The organism is Gluconacetobacter tumulicola (genome assembly GCF_014174215.1).
GTDB lineage: Bacteria > Pseudomonadota > Alphaproteobacteria > Acetobacterales > Acetobacteraceae > Gluconacetobacter > Gluconacetobacter tumulicola.
The window spans coordinates 43,223-58,273 of record NZ_JABEQL010000005.1 but is presented as its reverse complement, the minus strand read 5'-3'; the positions used below and the strand labels follow the sequence as shown (position 1 = coordinate 58,273).

11 protein-coding genes are annotated in these 15,051 nt (G+C 64.1%); 2 read left to right on the top strand and 9 right to left on the bottom strand.

Features of this window, described 5'->3' with window-relative positions; all coding sequences use genetic code 11:
* Positions 1-12 precede the first annotated feature (12 nt).
* Positions 13-1,533, top strand: a complete 1,521-nt coding sequence (locus HLH29_RS05105; protein ID WP_057380490.1) for a conjugal transfer protein TraG N-terminal domain-containing protein — start codon at positions 13-15, stop codon at positions 1,531-1,533.
* An 11-nt stretch (positions 1,534-1,544) separates the two neighbouring features.
* On the opposite strand, the gene HLH29_RS05100 is transcribed toward HLH29_RS05105, so the two are convergent.
* From HLH29_RS05100 to HLH29_RS05090, 3 genes are all read right to left on the bottom strand, one after another.
* Positions 1,545-1,910, bottom strand: a complete 366-nt coding sequence (locus HLH29_RS05100; protein ID WP_049232029.1) for a DUF3742 family protein — start codon at positions 1,908-1,910, stop codon at positions 1,545-1,547.
* Positions 1,911-1,995: 85 nt separating this feature from the next.
* Positions 1,996-2,628 carry an RES family NAD+ phosphorylase gene (locus HLH29_RS05095; protein ID WP_057380489.1) on the bottom strand — a complete coding sequence of 211 codons (633 nt, stop codon included), beginning with the start codon at positions 2,626-2,628 and terminating at the stop codon, positions 1,996-1,998.
* A gap of 12 nt (positions 2,629-2,640) precedes the next feature.
* Positions 2,641-3,267: a hypothetical protein gene (locus HLH29_RS05090; RefSeq protein WP_023093422.1), complete on the bottom strand. Its 627-nt coding sequence runs from the start codon at positions 3,265-3,267 to the stop codon at positions 2,641-2,643.
* Positions 3,268-3,584: 317 nt separating this feature from the next.
* Here HLH29_RS05090 and mobH point away from each other — a divergent pair, with 317 nt between their 5' ends.
* Positions 3,585-5,423: a MobH family relaxase gene (mobH, locus tag HLH29_RS05085; protein WP_023093421.1), complete on the top strand. Its 1,839-nt coding sequence runs from the start codon at positions 3,585-3,587 to the stop codon at positions 5,421-5,423.
* An 80-nt stretch (positions 5,424-5,503) separates the two neighbouring features.
* Here mobH and HLH29_RS05080 read toward each other — a convergent pair whose 3' ends face one another.
* Genes HLH29_RS05080 through HLH29_RS05055 form a run of 6 tightly spaced genes read right to left on the bottom strand, consistent with a single transcriptional unit; the run spans position 5,504 to position 15,021 of the window.
* Positions 5,504-8,155: an excinuclease ABC subunit UvrA gene (locus HLH29_RS05080; protein ID WP_057380488.1), complete on the bottom strand. Its 2,652-nt coding sequence runs from the start codon at positions 8,153-8,155 to the stop codon at positions 5,504-5,506.
* 25 nt (positions 8,156-8,180) lie between these two features.
* On the bottom strand, positions 8,181-10,046 hold the full coding sequence (gene nhaA, locus HLH29_RS05075; protein WP_182964920.1) for a Na+/H+ antiporter NhaA: 1,866 nt from the start codon (positions 10,044-10,046) through the stop codon (positions 8,181-8,183).
* A gap of 60 nt (positions 10,047-10,106) precedes the next feature.
* Positions 10,107-11,420: a replication-associated recombination protein A gene (locus HLH29_RS05070; protein WP_182964919.1), complete on the bottom strand. Its 1,314-nt coding sequence runs from the start codon at positions 11,418-11,420 to the stop codon at positions 10,107-10,109.
* Between the two features lie 51 nt (positions 11,421-11,471).
* The gene (locus HLH29_RS05065) at positions 11,472-12,779 is read right to left on the bottom strand and encodes an NAD(P)/FAD-dependent oxidoreductase (RefSeq protein WP_182964918.1); all 1,308 of its coding nucleotides are present in this window, start codon (positions 12,777-12,779) and stop codon (positions 11,472-11,474) included.
* A gap of 18 nt (positions 12,780-12,797) precedes the next feature.
* Complete coding sequence (fghA, locus tag HLH29_RS05060) at positions 12,798-13,628, bottom strand: S-formylglutathione hydrolase (protein ID WP_023464790.1); 831 nt, start codon at positions 13,626-13,628, stop codon at positions 12,798-12,800.
* A 58-nt stretch (positions 13,629-13,686) separates the two neighbouring features.
* Positions 13,687-15,021, bottom strand: coding sequence for a DUF3422 family protein (locus HLH29_RS05055; RefSeq protein ID WP_057380485.1), 1,335 nt, complete (start codon positions 15,019-15,021; stop codon positions 13,687-13,689).
* Between the last annotated feature and the right edge of the window lie 30 nt (positions 15,022-15,051).

Sequence of the window (15,051 nt, the reverse complement as noted above, 5' to 3'; positions counted from 1 at the left end):
GAGGGCCGAGCCATGACGCTTTTCACGACCGACTACCTGGAGTACTACCTGACCCTGGTGTCCTGGATCGTCAACAACGGCATCTGGGCGGTACTGGTATCCAGCGGGGTGTTCGCACTGCCCTTCGTGGCGATCATCGTGCAGGAATGGCTCAAGGCCCGTGCGGAGGGTGCCGACGAAGGCAACAAGGGCGTGCTCTCGGCCGCACGCATCGAGAACCGGGTGTTCGTCGCCATCGTAGTGGTGATGTTCGCCGGCATCCCCTTCATCGACGTGGACCTCAACACCATTCAGTACGACAGCTCGCGCTCGGCCCAGTGCCAGGTCAGCGTGCCGCAGCCCACGGATACCGGCTGGTCCCAGTCCTTCAGCACCATCAACAACCAGAGTGCCAAGGTGCCGGTCTGGTGGGCCTTCATGCACGCGCTCTCGCGCGCCGTCACCAGCGCCTCGGTGGCGGCAATCCCGTGCGGGACAGACCTGCGACAGATGCGCATGGAGATCGACGCTACCCGCATCAACGACCCGGTGCTGGCTCAGGAAGTGGCCGATTTCACACACGACTGCTACGGACCTGCACGCGCTAAATTGTTCATGGCACGGCCGGAGCTGGACGAAGCTCAAATGAACGACGTGACCTGGATCGGTTCGAGGTTTTTCACGGACACCGGCGGCTACTACGACAGCTACCGTTCCGGCACGGCACGCGAGTCATGGCCCTATGACGACACCCGCGACGCAGGGCTTGCGCAGGTGGCCAGTGGCGGCGGTTACCCGACCTGCAGGCAGTGGTGGGCCGATGGCAGCAACGGCCTGCGGGCACGGTTGCTGAGCCAGGTGGACCCCAGCTTGTTGAATCGCTTGGCGGGCTGGGCCGGGTTCCTGAGCCGTACCGAGGTGGACGATTCGGTGGTCCGTACCATCGCGTCACCGCGACAGCAGAAGCTCAACCAGGGTTCGGTCTATACCGACTACGGCGGCCAGATCGACAAGACCCTGCCGAACATCGTGACGCGGGCCACGGGGGATGTAGGAATGGCGGTCGGGGCACTTGCCGCATTTCCCGCCATGGACGTGGTGCGCCAGGCGCTGCCCATGGTGCTTGCCTTGCTCAAGATGGCACTGGTCATCTGCATCCCGCTGGTGCTAGTCGTGGGCACCTATGACCTGAAGACGGTCGTCACCGTCAGCGTCGTGCAGTTCGCGCTGTTCTTCACCGATTTCTGGTTCCAACTCGCACGCTGGATCGACAGCACCATCCTCGATGCACTCTATGGGTGGGGCTTCGGCTGGAACCGGCCACACACTAACTTCGATCCACTGGTGGGGCTGAACAATGCCTTTGGCGACCTGCTCCTGATGTTCGTCATGGGCACGATGTTCCTGGTCTTGCCGGGCTTTTGGCTTGCGAGTCTTACCTGGGTTGGGATTCGGGCCGGGCACGTCATCCAGGGGCTTTCAGATGGCAGCAAGAGCGCCGGCCAAGCAGGCGGTAAGGGCGCTGGGGCCCTTACCGGAGGTAAGCTGAAATAGCGCGGTGCCGATCAGTCGTCGGTGTACAACTCGTGCGACGTATCGTTGTACAGATTGGGATCGTAGCCGGGTGTCTTGCGTAGTTCGGTGAGGTCGGTGAACGGCCACTCGTCTTCTTCCGAGGTATTGGCAGCCGCCGCCCATCCCGCCACCACGACTCCCAGCAACACGAGTGCGAACCAGAAGGCGGCGTAGAGCAGCGCGCCCAGCACAGCCAGCTTGACCGCCCACAGCAGCACTGTGACACCAACCGAAGGCACCCCTTTGGCCACCAACCAATTCGATACCCGCCGTTCGCCACGCGCATAGGCACGCCATCCGCGGCCAAAGGCGCGGCCGATACGTTCTGCGGTGCTGGTGCGGGTTGTGGTGTTCATGGTCGTCTCCTGCTACTGAGGAATGCCTATTCCAGTGTGCTCCACTTCATTCCGTTTCGGGCTTCCAATGTGTCTTCTCGCTGCTTCAGGACGCTTCGTCATCCGGTTCTATCGGGCCGGGGTCGGGTTCCACGCCGATGCGGTAGGTGGCAACGAAACGCGGCCAGTCCACATGGTCAATCAGATCGATGTCCTCGATGACGCTGACCTTCGTTCCCGCACGCTCGAACAGGGCGATGCTCTTGGCGGGATAGTTGTTGCGCGACGGATAGAGTACCCCGTCAAACAGAGGTTGGCCGTCGTCGCCGACCATCGCATGCACATGAGCGGACACCTGCTGCGTGTGCGTGTAGCCACGGCTGGCCAACTGCTCCAGGTTCAGGCCAAAGTAGCCCGCCATGACGCCTGGTGCCGTGAGATCGGCCAGAAGCACGTCGGCCATCACCCCTACGGCGCGCACCATCCTGCCCTGGACTTCTTTCAATGCGATCGAGCGCTTCGCGTCATCAAGCCACTGATGCTTGTGAAACACCGACTCCATCAGCGCCGTGGGCAGGTCGCGCCCCAGGTAGAGCACGCCGTAGGTCCGGGCAGGGTCGTCGTAGCGATTGGTGCTGCTGCGGCCATAGTACAGCGGGCTGCCCCGATAGACGACGCGGCTCACATGCTGGAGCAGTTCACCGGCATCGATCAGGAACGAAGGCAGCTCGTGGCTCATGGCAGTCTCGCTTCAATGCACCTGAACGCCCAGCACGTTGAACACGGCCTCGGCTACGTCGTCGATCGTGCCATGCGTCACCGCATCCACCGGCGAGCGACCGCCCAAGCCTTCGAGCGGTTCGGACAGTGCGCGGTAGATCGTCCAGTGATCGATACCCTCGACCTCCTGAAGCACGGTTTGGGTCAACTGCTGTTTCACCGGGTCGAGCTGCCAGTCGGGCAGCTTCTGACCGCGCGGCCCCACGTTCAGCGCCAGCAGCCGACGCGCGAGGATGTCCTTGTAGATCTGCTGGCGCGACTTGTCCGCCAGCTTGGCGAACTCCGCGGGCGGCAGGTTGTGCGGCTGGTTGAAGGTTTCCAGCAGCACGGCGCGGCCTCGCTGGACGTCGGTTTCATTCGGTGCCCAGCGCGTGTCGGCGCGCAGCGCGGCCGCCTTGCGTGCAAGGGCCTGCCCAACGGTCTCCCCCTGCAAGTTGGCGGGCAGTGTCACCGCTTCCACGCGCTCGTGGACGAACGCCTGCAACTCGGCCGCGAAAGCCGTGGCATCCCGGATTTCGACGGTATCCGCGAAGCGGCGTACATCTTCCACCGTGACGCGCGGCAGACGGTCGGCAATGAATTCAATGGCAGTGGGCATGGTCATCTCCCGAGTAGGTTTGAGACAGGCTCCACTCTAGTCGCCTTTGTCGCGTTTGTCAACTTTGACGCCTAGAGAGCAACCTACCCGGCGGAAGCAGCGCCTTCGCAGCATAGACCGAGGCCAGCGCCTGGTCGCCGTCCAATGCATTCGAGCGGGTTCCACATTGACGGTGGAGCCGCAGTCCAGGCCCCGCTATACCGAAACGGTTAAAGGCCAAAGGGTCGAAATGGCAAGGGAATGGGGTGCAAGGGGAAAGGCCCTACCTCGAAAAGGCCAAAAGGCCTCCCGGTCGGCCCGTCATTAGGACACCTCACATGCTCTCCCTGTTCCAGCGAAAACGGCCCCCGGTCGCTGCCGCACCGACGCCACCACCCGTCACCGACCTCCCGAAAGGGCTGCTGCGTCCTGAGTCGGCCGCATCGCTGCTGGCCACCCCACGCCGGCAGAAGCTGCTGGAGCACATCTGGCAGCGCACGTCGCTCTCACACCGGCAATTCGCCACCCTGTACCGCACGCCCCTGGAACGCTACGCCGAACTGGTCCAAGCCTTTCCGGCCTCCGAGGCGCATCACCATGCCTATCCGGGCGGCATGCTCGACCACGGCCTGGAGATCGTGGCCTACAGCCTGAAACTGCGGCAGTCCCATCTGCTGCCCATCGGTGCCAGTCCCGAAGACCAGGCGGCGCAGTCCGAAGCCTGGACCGCCGCCGTCGCCTATGCTGCGCTGCTCCACGATATTGGCAAGATCGCCGTCGATCTACACGTCGAACTGGCCGACGGCAGTACTTGGCATCCGTGGCATGGCCCGCTGCACCAGGCGTACCGATTTCGCTACCGTGACGACCGCGAATACCGCCTGCACAGCGCCGCAACAGGCTTGCTCTATCGCCAACTGCTCGACCGCCACGTCCTGGACTGGCTCAGCGACTATCCGGCTCTCTGGGCACCGCTGCTCTATGTGCTGGCCGGTCAGTACGAACATGCCGGTGTACTGGGGGAACTCGTCGTGCAAGCAGACCGGGCGTCGGTGGCCCAGGAGCTGGGCGGCGATCCGGCGCGCGCCATGGCCGCGCCCAAGCACGCACTGCAACGCAAGCTGCTGGACGGGTTGCGCTACCTGCTCAAGGAACAGTTGAAGCTGAACCAGCCGGAAGCCTCCGATGGCTGGCTCACCGAGGATGGTTTGTGGCTGGTGAGCAAGACAGTCTCGGACAAACTGCGCGCACACCTCCTGTCTCAGGGGATCGATGGCATTCCTGCGAACAACACCGCCGTGTTCAACGTGCTGCAAGACCACGGCATGCTCCAGCCCACCTCGGACGGCAAAGCGGTCTGGCGCGCGACCGTCACCAGCACGACCGGCTGGTCCCATTCGTTCACCCTGTTGCGTCTCGCTCCCGCGCTGATCTGGGAGTCTGGCGAGCGACCAGCACCTTTCGCAGGCACGGTAGAGATCGACGCGACGCCGGCGGAAAACGACGCCAGCATGTCGGCTCCCGCGCCAACCGTCTCGGTGAACCCAGCGCAGGGAGGTCAAGAGCCTCCAATTTGGGAGGACGACAGCACCACCATCGTTTCACCGCCCGCGGCCCAGCCCGTGCCCGACGTCATGGAGGACTTGCTCGCGATGGTGGGCTTGGGTGAGTCGGCCGGCGTTGGTCAGGATGCCGAAGAGTTCCTCCACCCTCCCGCGCCAGCAACAGCCGCGACGTCCATTCCATCACCTGTACCCGCGCCTACGCCTGGGTCATCGGCAACGAAGCCATCCGCGGAACAGTTCATGGTTTGGCTGAAGCAGGGAATCACCTCACGACGGCTCATCATCAACGACGCGAAGGCGCTCGTGCATACGGTGAATGACACGGCCTACCTGGTCAGCCCGGGTGTGTTCCAACGCTATGCGCAGGAGCATCCCGAAGTGGCCGCGCTCGCCAAGCAGGAGAATCAACAGGATTGGCAGTGGGTGCAGAAGCGCTTCGAGAAGCTGCAGCTACATCGCAAGCACCCCAATGGCCTGAACATTTGGACCTGTGAAGTCACGGGCCCGAGGAAGTCCCGCCGACTGCATGGCTACCTCCTTGAAGATGGGTCCTTGGCGTTCCCCGAAATACCGCCCAACAATCCCTATCTTGCTCTGACTCAGGAAGGATGACGCGATTCGGGCATTGATCGCCACCGTCGTTTGGCGACGATCAATACCCCGCGAAAGCTGGCAACATTTGGCGAACTGAGCTACTCGGCCCGCGCCAGCTCTTGGGCAAGGAACGGACCGGTTCTGCTGCCAGACGTTCGGGCCACCTGCTGAGGGGAACCCGCCACCACGATGCTGCCGCCGGCATTGCCCGCGCCGGGCCCCACGTCGATCACCCAGTCGGCCTGAGCCACCGCGCGCATGTCGTGCTCGATCATCACCACGGTGTTGCCGGCATCGACCAGGCGCTGCAACTGCACCAGCAGCCGGTCGGCATCCGACGCATGCAGCCCGGTGGTCGGCTCGTCGAGCACGTACAGGCTGCGTCCGCGCTGACTGCGCTGAAGTTCGGTCGCCAGCTTGATGCGCTGCGCCTCGCCACCAGAAAGCTCGGTCGCCGGCTGTCCCAGGCGCAGATAGCCCAGTCCAATATCGCGCAGCAGTTGTAAAGGCCTTGCCACAGCGTCTTCACCCGCGAAGAATTCGCTGGCCTCGTCCACGGTCATCTGCAGCACCTCGGCGATGTTGCGCCCGTTCCACTGCACCTTCAGCGTGGCCTCGTTGTAGCGTGCGCCATGGCACGTCGGGCACGGCGCGTACACGCTGGGCATGAACAGCAGTTCCACGCTGACGAAACCCTCGCCCTCGCAAGTCTCGCAGCGCCCCTTGGCGACGTTGAACGAGAACCGTCCGGCGTCATAGCGGCGGCGTCGCGCATCGGGCGTGGCGGCGAACAGCTTGCGCACATGGTCGAACAGGCCGGTGTAGGTGGCCAGGTTTGACCGCGGCGTGCGCCCGATCGGCTTCTGATCCACCTGCACCAAGCGCTGTATGGCATCCACGTCGCCGGCCAGATGACCGCCGGTTGCTTCGATCACTGCCGGCCCTTCGCTGGTGGCGCTTTCGGCCGCATCGTCTTCAGGCTCGTGGCCCAGGTGCAGCAGCACCAGTTCCGGCAGGGCCTGCGCGACGAGGCTGGACTTGCCCGAGCCGGAGATGCCGGTGACGGCCGTCAGCACGCCCAGCGGAATGCGTGCGTCCACGCCATGTAGGTTGTGACGATGGATGCCCTGAAGCTCCAGCCAGCCGGTCGCTTCGCGTGCCCGGCTTCCCGGCGCGGCGATTTCGTCGAACAGATAGCGGGCGGTGCGCGATTCGGCAATCTTGCGCAGGCCGTCCGGCTCGCCGCTGTAGAGCACGCGGCCGCCACGCTCCCCGGCATCCGGCCCCACATCCACCAGCCATTGCGCGCGGCGCATCAGGTCCAGGTCGTGCTCGACCACGAACACCGAGTTGCCGGCGTCACGCAGCCGGTCGAGCGCGTCGTACAGCGCCTGGCTGTCGGAGGGGTGCAGCCCCGCCGAGGGCTCGTCGAGCACATACACGACGCCGAACAGCAGGGAACTCAATTGCGTGGCCAGCCGCAGGCGCTGCAGCTCCCCGGCCGACAGCGTCGGCGTGGCCCGATCCAGCGTCAGGTAGCCCAGGCCCAGCCCGCGCAGTTGGCGCAGGCGTGCCATCACGCCACCGGCCAGGCGCTGCGCGGCGAGGCGCTTTTCTTCCGACAGTGCTGAGGTGCGGCGCACGTCGGGCGATACCGCATGGACGGCACGGCCGGAGGCCGCGCGTTCGGCACGGTCGCGCCGGGTCGCTTCCTTGTCCGTAGCAGCCCCCGCTGCATGGGCGCGGAAATCGCCCTGGGCAATGGGTTCGAGCAAGGCCGCCAACTGGTCCAGCGGCATCTGCATGAACGCGCCGATGTCCACGCCGGCGAAGGTGACCGACAGCGCCTCGGGCTTGAGCCGCTTGCCGTGGCAGGTTGGGCACGGCTTGCCCTCCATGAACCGGGACACGCGCTTTCTCATCAGCGCGCTCTGGGTGTTGGCGAAGGTATGCAGCACATATCGCCGGGCGCCGGTGAAGGTGCCCATGTAGCTCGGCTCCATCTTGCGCTTGAGCGCGGCGCGGGTTTCGGCCGGCGTGAAGCCCGCGTACACCGGCACCGTCGGTGTTTCCTCGGTGAACAGAATCCAGTCGCGGTCCTTCTTCGGCAGGTCCTTCCACGGTCGGTCAACGTCGTAGCCCATGCTGACCAGGATGTCGCGCAGGTTCTGGCCTTGCCAGGCGGGTGGCCAGGAGGCGATCGCCCGCTCGCGGATGCTCAGGGAGGGATCGGGCACCATGATGGCCTCGGTCACCTCGTACACATGGCCCAGGCCGTGGCAGGTCGGGCACGCTCCCTGCGGCGTGTTGGGCGAAAAATCCTCGGCGTACAGCATCGGCTGGTTGGCCGGATAGGCGCCGGCGCGCGAATACATCATCCGCACCAGGCTGGACAGGGTGGTCACACTGCCCACGGAGGAACGCGCGTTGCTGGAGCCACGCTGCTGCTGCAGCGCCACCGCCGGCGGCAGGCCGTCGATCGCATCGACGTCGGGCACGCCGGCCTGGTCGATCAATCGCCGCGCATAGGGGGCCACCGACTCGAAGTAACGTCGCTGAGCCTCGGCATAGATGGTGCCGAAGGCCAGCGAGGACTTCCCGGAGCCGGAGACTCCCGAGAACACCACGAGCGCGTTACGCGGGATAGAAACGTCCACCTCTTTGAGGTTGTTCTCGCGCGCCCCGCGCACCTGCACGAGGCCGCTGGCCGCAGCGGTACAAGAGGATTCACCGAAAGAATTGTTTGGCATGTTCTTATCCTGTAGTTCGTCCCGCTCAGGACGGGACTTCCTGAGTTCGTGGGCCGCGGCGACTGGCTTCGAGCGCCGCGGTGACAGTGCGGGCGTCGTAGCTGCCGCGCAGACGACGACCCTCGACGAAGAACGTCGGCGTGGCGTGCGCACCGCTGGCGACCGCACTGGCGAGGTCGCGCTCGACACGCTCGATCACCGCGGTGCTGTCGAGATCCGCGATGAACCGTTCGACGTCGAGCCCAAGCCCGGCGGCGTAGCCGATCAGATGCTCGCGCTCCAGCGCATGCTGACGGGTGAACACGAAGTCCAGCCACGGCCAGAACATCCCCTGGTTCGCCGCTGCCTCGGACGCCCGCGCGGCGATCGGCCCGTGCGGGTGGTGCGGCAGATGGCGCACCACATACCGCAGGTCGTCCCCGAAGTGGGCACGCAGATCGTCCCAAGAACCGGTCGCGTGCGCACAGTACGCGCACTCGAAGTCCACGTACTCGACGAGTGTGAGCTGGGCGTCCTCCGGCCCGCGGATGTGATCGATCTCCGGATCGACCGGTGGCTCAAGCACCATCGGCAGGTCAGCGGTCTTCTCACCCCACCGCTTGGCGGCGACCTTGAAGATCAGCCACCCGAGCAACGTGGCGAACACCATCGACACGAGCACGCCGACCGTCGCCTGGCGGCCCAGGTCGGAGGTCGTGCCGAACGCGAGCCCGATGATCAGCAGCGACACGGTGAAGCCGATCCCGGACAGTGCCGCACCACCGAACACGCTCCCCACCCCGACGCCCTCGGGCAGCCGGCCCAGGCCGAGACGGACGGCGACGAGAGTGATGAGCCCGATGCCCAGGAGCTTGCCGAGCACGAGCCCTGCGATGACGCCCCACGTGACTGGCGAGCCGAAGGCCTCGGCGAGCAGCCCGCCACGCACGTCCACTCCGGCGTTCGCCAAGGCGAACACCGGCACGATCAGCAGCGCCGTCGGCAGCCGCAGGAACTCGTGCAATCGCTCGTTCACCGAGATACCCCGGGACAGCCCGCAGTCCACCGCGCGGGCCGATGCGGCACTCGGAGACTGCCAGAAGTCGCGGAACAGTTGTTTTGCCGCGACGACCTTGTGACGTTGCGTCGCGTAGGCGGGGATCAGCAGCCCCGCGGCCATCCCGGCGAGAGAGGCATGGATGCCGGAGTACACGGTTGCGAGCCACAGCACGATCACGATCAGCACATACGGCATTGCCCGCCACTGGCGGGTGCGCCCTAGCCACCACAACGCAACGAGACTGGCGAGGGCGATCAACAACGGGACGATCCGAATCTCCTCGCTATAGACGATGCCGATGATGGACACGGCGAGGAAGTCATCGACCACGGTCAGGGTGAGCAGGAACACGCGCAACTGACCAGATAGCCGCGGGCCGACGATCGCCAGGGTGCCCAGCATGAATGCCGTATCGGTGCCGACCACCGCCCCCCACCCGTGCAGGCCCTCACTTCCGGCCAGCCCCACGATCAGGACATACACCAGCGCGGGAAGCACGACACCTGCGACACCCGCGATCAGAGCGAGACGGGCACGGCTGCGGTCCCTGAGCGATCCGTGGGCGAACTCCTGACGCACCTCCAGGCCGATCAGGAAGAAGAAGACCACCATCAGGCCGTCGTTGACCCAGTGATGCAGATCCATGTGCAGGCCCAGCGGCCCGAAGTCAAACCCGACGTCCAGGTGCCACAACGCGAAATAGGCATCGGATAGCGGCGAGTTCGCCCACGCCAGCGCCACGACCGTGACGATCACCAGCAGCACCGCAGCACCAGACTCCGTGCGCAGATAGCGGGCAACGCGTCCCCGGCTGATATTCGCCGAGGATGCACCGAAAGAAGTGGCTGACATGTTCTTATCCTGTTCCTGTAGTTCGTGAAGGCGCGATGAGCCGGTTTCGGAGGCGACCGGTCAGGCGTCCGCCTCTGGCAGCGTCCCATCATCCAGCGAGCGCAGCCAAGTAAGCCTTTCTCCCAGCCTGCGCTCAACACCTCTGTCCGTTGGCTGATACCAGCCCGGCCGCGCCACGCCCTCGGGAAAGTAGCTTTGCCCAGCGGCATAGCCGTTGGGCTCGTCATGGGCGTAGCGGTAGCCTTCGTGATACCCCATCTGCTGCATCAGCTTCGTCGGCGCATTGCGAAGATGGAGAGGCACAGGCAGGGAGCCGCTGTTCTTGACGAAGGCCTTCGCCTTGTTCCAGGCGGCATAGGCAGCGTTCGACTTGGGGGCGGCAGCAAGGTAGGTCGCCGCGTGGGCAATCGGTATTTCGCCTTCGGGGGAACCCAGCCTCTCATAAGCCAGCGCGGCATTGAGCGCCAGTTGCAGCGCCTGCGGGTCGGCATTGCCGATGTCTTCGCTGGCCACTACCACCATGCGGCGGGTCACCTGGCTGACGTCGCCGCTACCGTCGAGGATGCGGGCCAGCCAATACAGGGCCGCATCAGGGTCGGAGCCCCGTAGCGATTTGTGGAAGGCTGAGAGCTGCCAGTAGAACTCGTCGCCGCCCTTGTCGAACCTGCGCAGCGATGGACTGGTGGACAGCCTGGCGAACTCGCCATCGACCACGGTCTTGCCAGCGCCCGACGCAGCATTCGTCACCTGCTCAAGCAGATTGAGGAAGCGCCTGCCATCGCCATCGGCAAAGCCCTTGAGCAGATCCAGCGCGTCCGCGTCCAACGCGACGCCCTGGAGATGCGGCAGTGCGCGTTCGTAGAGCTGGTTCAGGTCGTCGCCGGACAGCGGTTCGAGGGTATAGACCTGTGCGCGCGAGAGCAGAGCGGAATTGACCGCCAGCCCCGGATGCTCGGTCGTCCCCCCCACCAGGGTCAGGAGCCCCGACTCGACATGGGGCAGCAGGGCATCCTGCTGCGCCTTGTTGAAGCGATGGATCTCATCGACGAAAAGCACCGTCGATCGACCATGGTTGTCCAGTTCTGCCTGGGCCTCGTCGATGGCTTGCCGGATGTCCTTCACCCCGGCAAGCACGGCCGAGATGGCGATGAATCGGCTGTCGGTCGCACTGGCGGCCAGGCGCCCCAAGGTGGTCTTGCCCACGCCTGGCGGCCCCCAGAGGATGAACGAGTGCAACTTGCCCGCCTCGAACGCGAGACGAAGCGGCTTGCCGGGGCCGAGCAAGTGCCGTTGCCCGACGAATTCATCCAGCGTCTTGGGCCGCAGGAGTTCGGCCAAGGGAGGCTTGGGCTTTGTCGTGAATAGATCGGTCAAGTTCCTCTCCCTGGCATTTCTGATAGTTGACGTTCCGATAAGGTGGGCACCTCAATCCAGAGAGCCGGATTTATCCAACGCCGTGGGCTCTTTGTCGCTAATCGCATGCATGATGATGCGAGAGCCGCGGTAGCCGATGCTATGGTTCCATACCCAGCTCAACGCGACGCTGAGACGATTTCGCGTACCGATCAGAAAGTAGATATGCGCGAGCTTCCAGATCCACCACGCAAAGGCTCCACGCAGCTTAACCCGCCCCATGTCAATTACGGCCAGGCTGCGGCCGATGGTGGCCAGGTTCCCCTGATGCCGGTATTTGAAAGGCCCGTCAGCGGGCTTGTCTTTCAAACGCCGTTCAATGAGGTTGGCGACGTACTTACCTTGCTGTTTGGCGGCGGGGGCGATGCCCGGTACGGGCTTCCCATCGGCCATGGTGCACGAGGCGGTATCGCCGATGGCGAAGACCTCCGGGCGACCGGCCACCGTCAGGTCGGGACCAACGACCACTCGACCCGCACGATCAGACGCAGCACCCAACCAGCGAGCCGCGGGAGACGCCTGGACGCCGGCGGCCCAAACGATGGTCTTGGCCGAAAGATGCTTGCCGCCATACACCACGCCGTCGGCCGAGCATTCGGTGACCGGCGTACCCAGCACGACCTCGACCCCGAGCTTTTCGAGTGCCTGGCGCGTATAGGCCGAAAGATCCTCTGGAAAGACGGACAACAGACGCGGGCCCGCCTCGATCAGTACAACCCGGGACGTGCTCGGGTCGATCGAGCGGAAGTCACGCGCCAGCGTGTCTCGTGCAAGCTCGGCGATGGTCCCGGCCAATTCAACCCCGGTGGGACCACCACCGATGATGACGAACGTCTGCAGCGCGGCACGCTGCTGAGGATCGCTCGTGCGCTCGGCCTCCTCGAAAGCCGCGAGGATTCGGCCTCGAATGGTCGTAGCATCTTCCAGCGTCTTCAACCCCGGCGCGAAAGTCCCCCATTCGTCGTGTCCGAAATAGGCATGGGTAGCACCTGTCGCGAGTACGAGCGTGTCATAGGTTTGGCGCGAGCCATTGTTGAGAATGACCTGACGCGCGTCCTGGTCGATACCTTCCACTTCCGCCATCAAGGTGTTCACTTCCGGGCGATTTCGGAATAGATAGCGAATAGGCCAGGCGATCTCGGATGTCGAAAGTGACGCACCTGCAACCTGGTAAAGCAAGGGTTGGAACAGGTGATGATTGCGCCGATCGATGATCGTCACATCGACCTCGGCACCAGCAAGCTGGTTGGCAACCTCGATCCCGCCGAAGCCCGCTCCGATAATGACGACGTGATGTCGGTTTTTGGAGGTCTTTGTCATGACCTGATCTCCTCTCTCTCAGCGTTTCAGCGCCGATGCGTGGTGTGCCATATGCTCGCCAATGAAACTGGCAATGAAGTAGTAGCTGTGGTCGTAGCCTGGGCGCAGATTCAACGTGAGCGGGTGCCCCGTCTCGTCGCAGGCCTTGCGCAGCAGATCGGGCTGAAGCTGACTCTCCAGGAACTCGTCGCCCAAACCCTGGTCCACCAGCAACGGCAAACGCTCCTGCACGGTGCGAATCAGCTCCACGGTGTCGTACTGCTTCCACGCCTCCCGGTCGCTGCCCAGGTACGCCTCGAAGGCCTTGTGTCCCCAGGGAACCTGGGTGGGGGCGACGATGGGCGAGAAGGCCGAGACGCTTCGATAACGGCCCGGGTTGCGCAGGGCGATGACCAGAGCACCGTGCCCCCCCATGGAATGGCCACTGATGCTCCGCTCCGCTGTCACGGGAAAGTGGGCCTCGATCAGCGCCGGTAGTTCCTGCACGACGTAGTCATACATCCGATGATTCGCAGCCCAGGGTTCCTGTGTTGCATTGACGTAGAAACCCGCCCCCTGTCCGAGGTCATAGGCGGGATCGTCGGCAACGCCTTCGCCGCGAGCGCTGCTATCGGGCGCGACGACGGCAATGCCATGCTCGGCGGCGTAGCGCTGGACGGCGGACTTGGTGATGAAGTTCTGCTCGGTGCAGGTGAGGCCTGAAAGCCAGTACAGCACCGGCACCTTGCCGTGTTGTGCCTGCGGAGGCAGATAGACGCCGACTTTCATCGTGCAACCGAGCGTCGTGGATTCATGCTGATAAACGTCCTGCCAACCATCAAAGCTGGCGTGATGTTCGATGCGTTCCATGTAGTTCTCCTATGTTCAAAGGAACGGCGCAGCTCTCGCGCGCCAGGACGGCAGCTCGTCAGGAAGATTTTTCTTCCGCTGCCGTGTCGCCGTGGGCGTGTCTGATCCTGCGCACGATCCACCAGATCGTGAGCATCACCGCAGGCACCAGAACCGCCATCACCGGCGCCACGCTGTCGTGAACCATCGGAATGCCCTTGAGCAAATAGCCGAGAAGACTCACGACGTAATAAGAAATTGCCGCGACCGACAGGCCTTCGACGGTTTGCTGAAGGCGCAACTGCATCTTGGCCCGGTTGTTCATCGACGCAAGCAGATCGCGGTTCTGGCGTTCAAGCTCGACGTCGATCCAGGAACGCAGCAACGCGATGGCCCGGGTCAGCTTGTCGGAGAGCTTGGCCTGACGCTCCTTTACGGATTGGCATGTCCGCATGGCGGGAGCGATGCGACGCTGCAGGAAATCCGCCCAGGTGCAGTACCCGGATACGGCCTCTTCCGAAAGCGCTGCCAGCCTTTCCTCGACGATCTCGTAGTAGGCACGGCTGGCGCCGAAGCGATAGAGATTCGCCGCAACGCCAGCTTCCAGCTCGGCAGCCAGGCCGGTCAATTCGGACAGCAGCACGTCGCTGTCGCGCCGTTCCACCAAGCTCGTACACATCTCGTCGGTGATCGCCGCAAGGCGCGACTCCATGCGTCGCAGCTCCGACGTCATCGATCGTGTCAACGGCAGGGACAGCAACGCCAAGGTGCGGTAAGTCTCGATCTCCAGCAGACGTTGAGCCAGCGCACCCGCCCGCGCCGGGGTCAAATCACGGGCCAGGACGAGGATCTGCGTCAGGCCATCCTCATCCTGTCGGAAGTCGGTCAGGATGGCGGCAGAGCCGTTCTCCACCAGCGAGTAGCACAGGCTGGCAGGATCGAAGCGATAGGCCTCCTTCTCCGTTTCCGGCGTCCACGGAAGAAGTCTCAAACGGATGCCGGATACGACCGGGCCGGGAGGAACAAATCCATGCTTGAAAGGATTTTCGCCGCACGGCTCTCCCGTCTCGGAATCCAGCGAAGCGCACCAGAGATACGTCGAGAACTCGGTGTGTTTTTCGCAGTGCAGGTCTCCTTCGTCCCATGTCACGCCGTGAAGCGGCGTAGCATGGTCGGGTTCGGCAACGCCGAAGCGATGAGACAACTCGCTCATCGCCACCTGATCCTTGGCCACGTCGCCTTCGGTCATGAAAGCGAGCTGCAATATGCCGCGGGGGGCCTGAATCAACAGATGCGGGCGCGCATGCACTTCACCCACGGCGGCAGCACGATCGGTATAGGCCGGCATGCCGTACACGGTGGCGGTCGGGGTGGGTTGTACGGTCGTCGTATTGATGTTGGCCGGCTCTTTCATAACGACCTCATTTCTTCTTGGTTGGAAAAC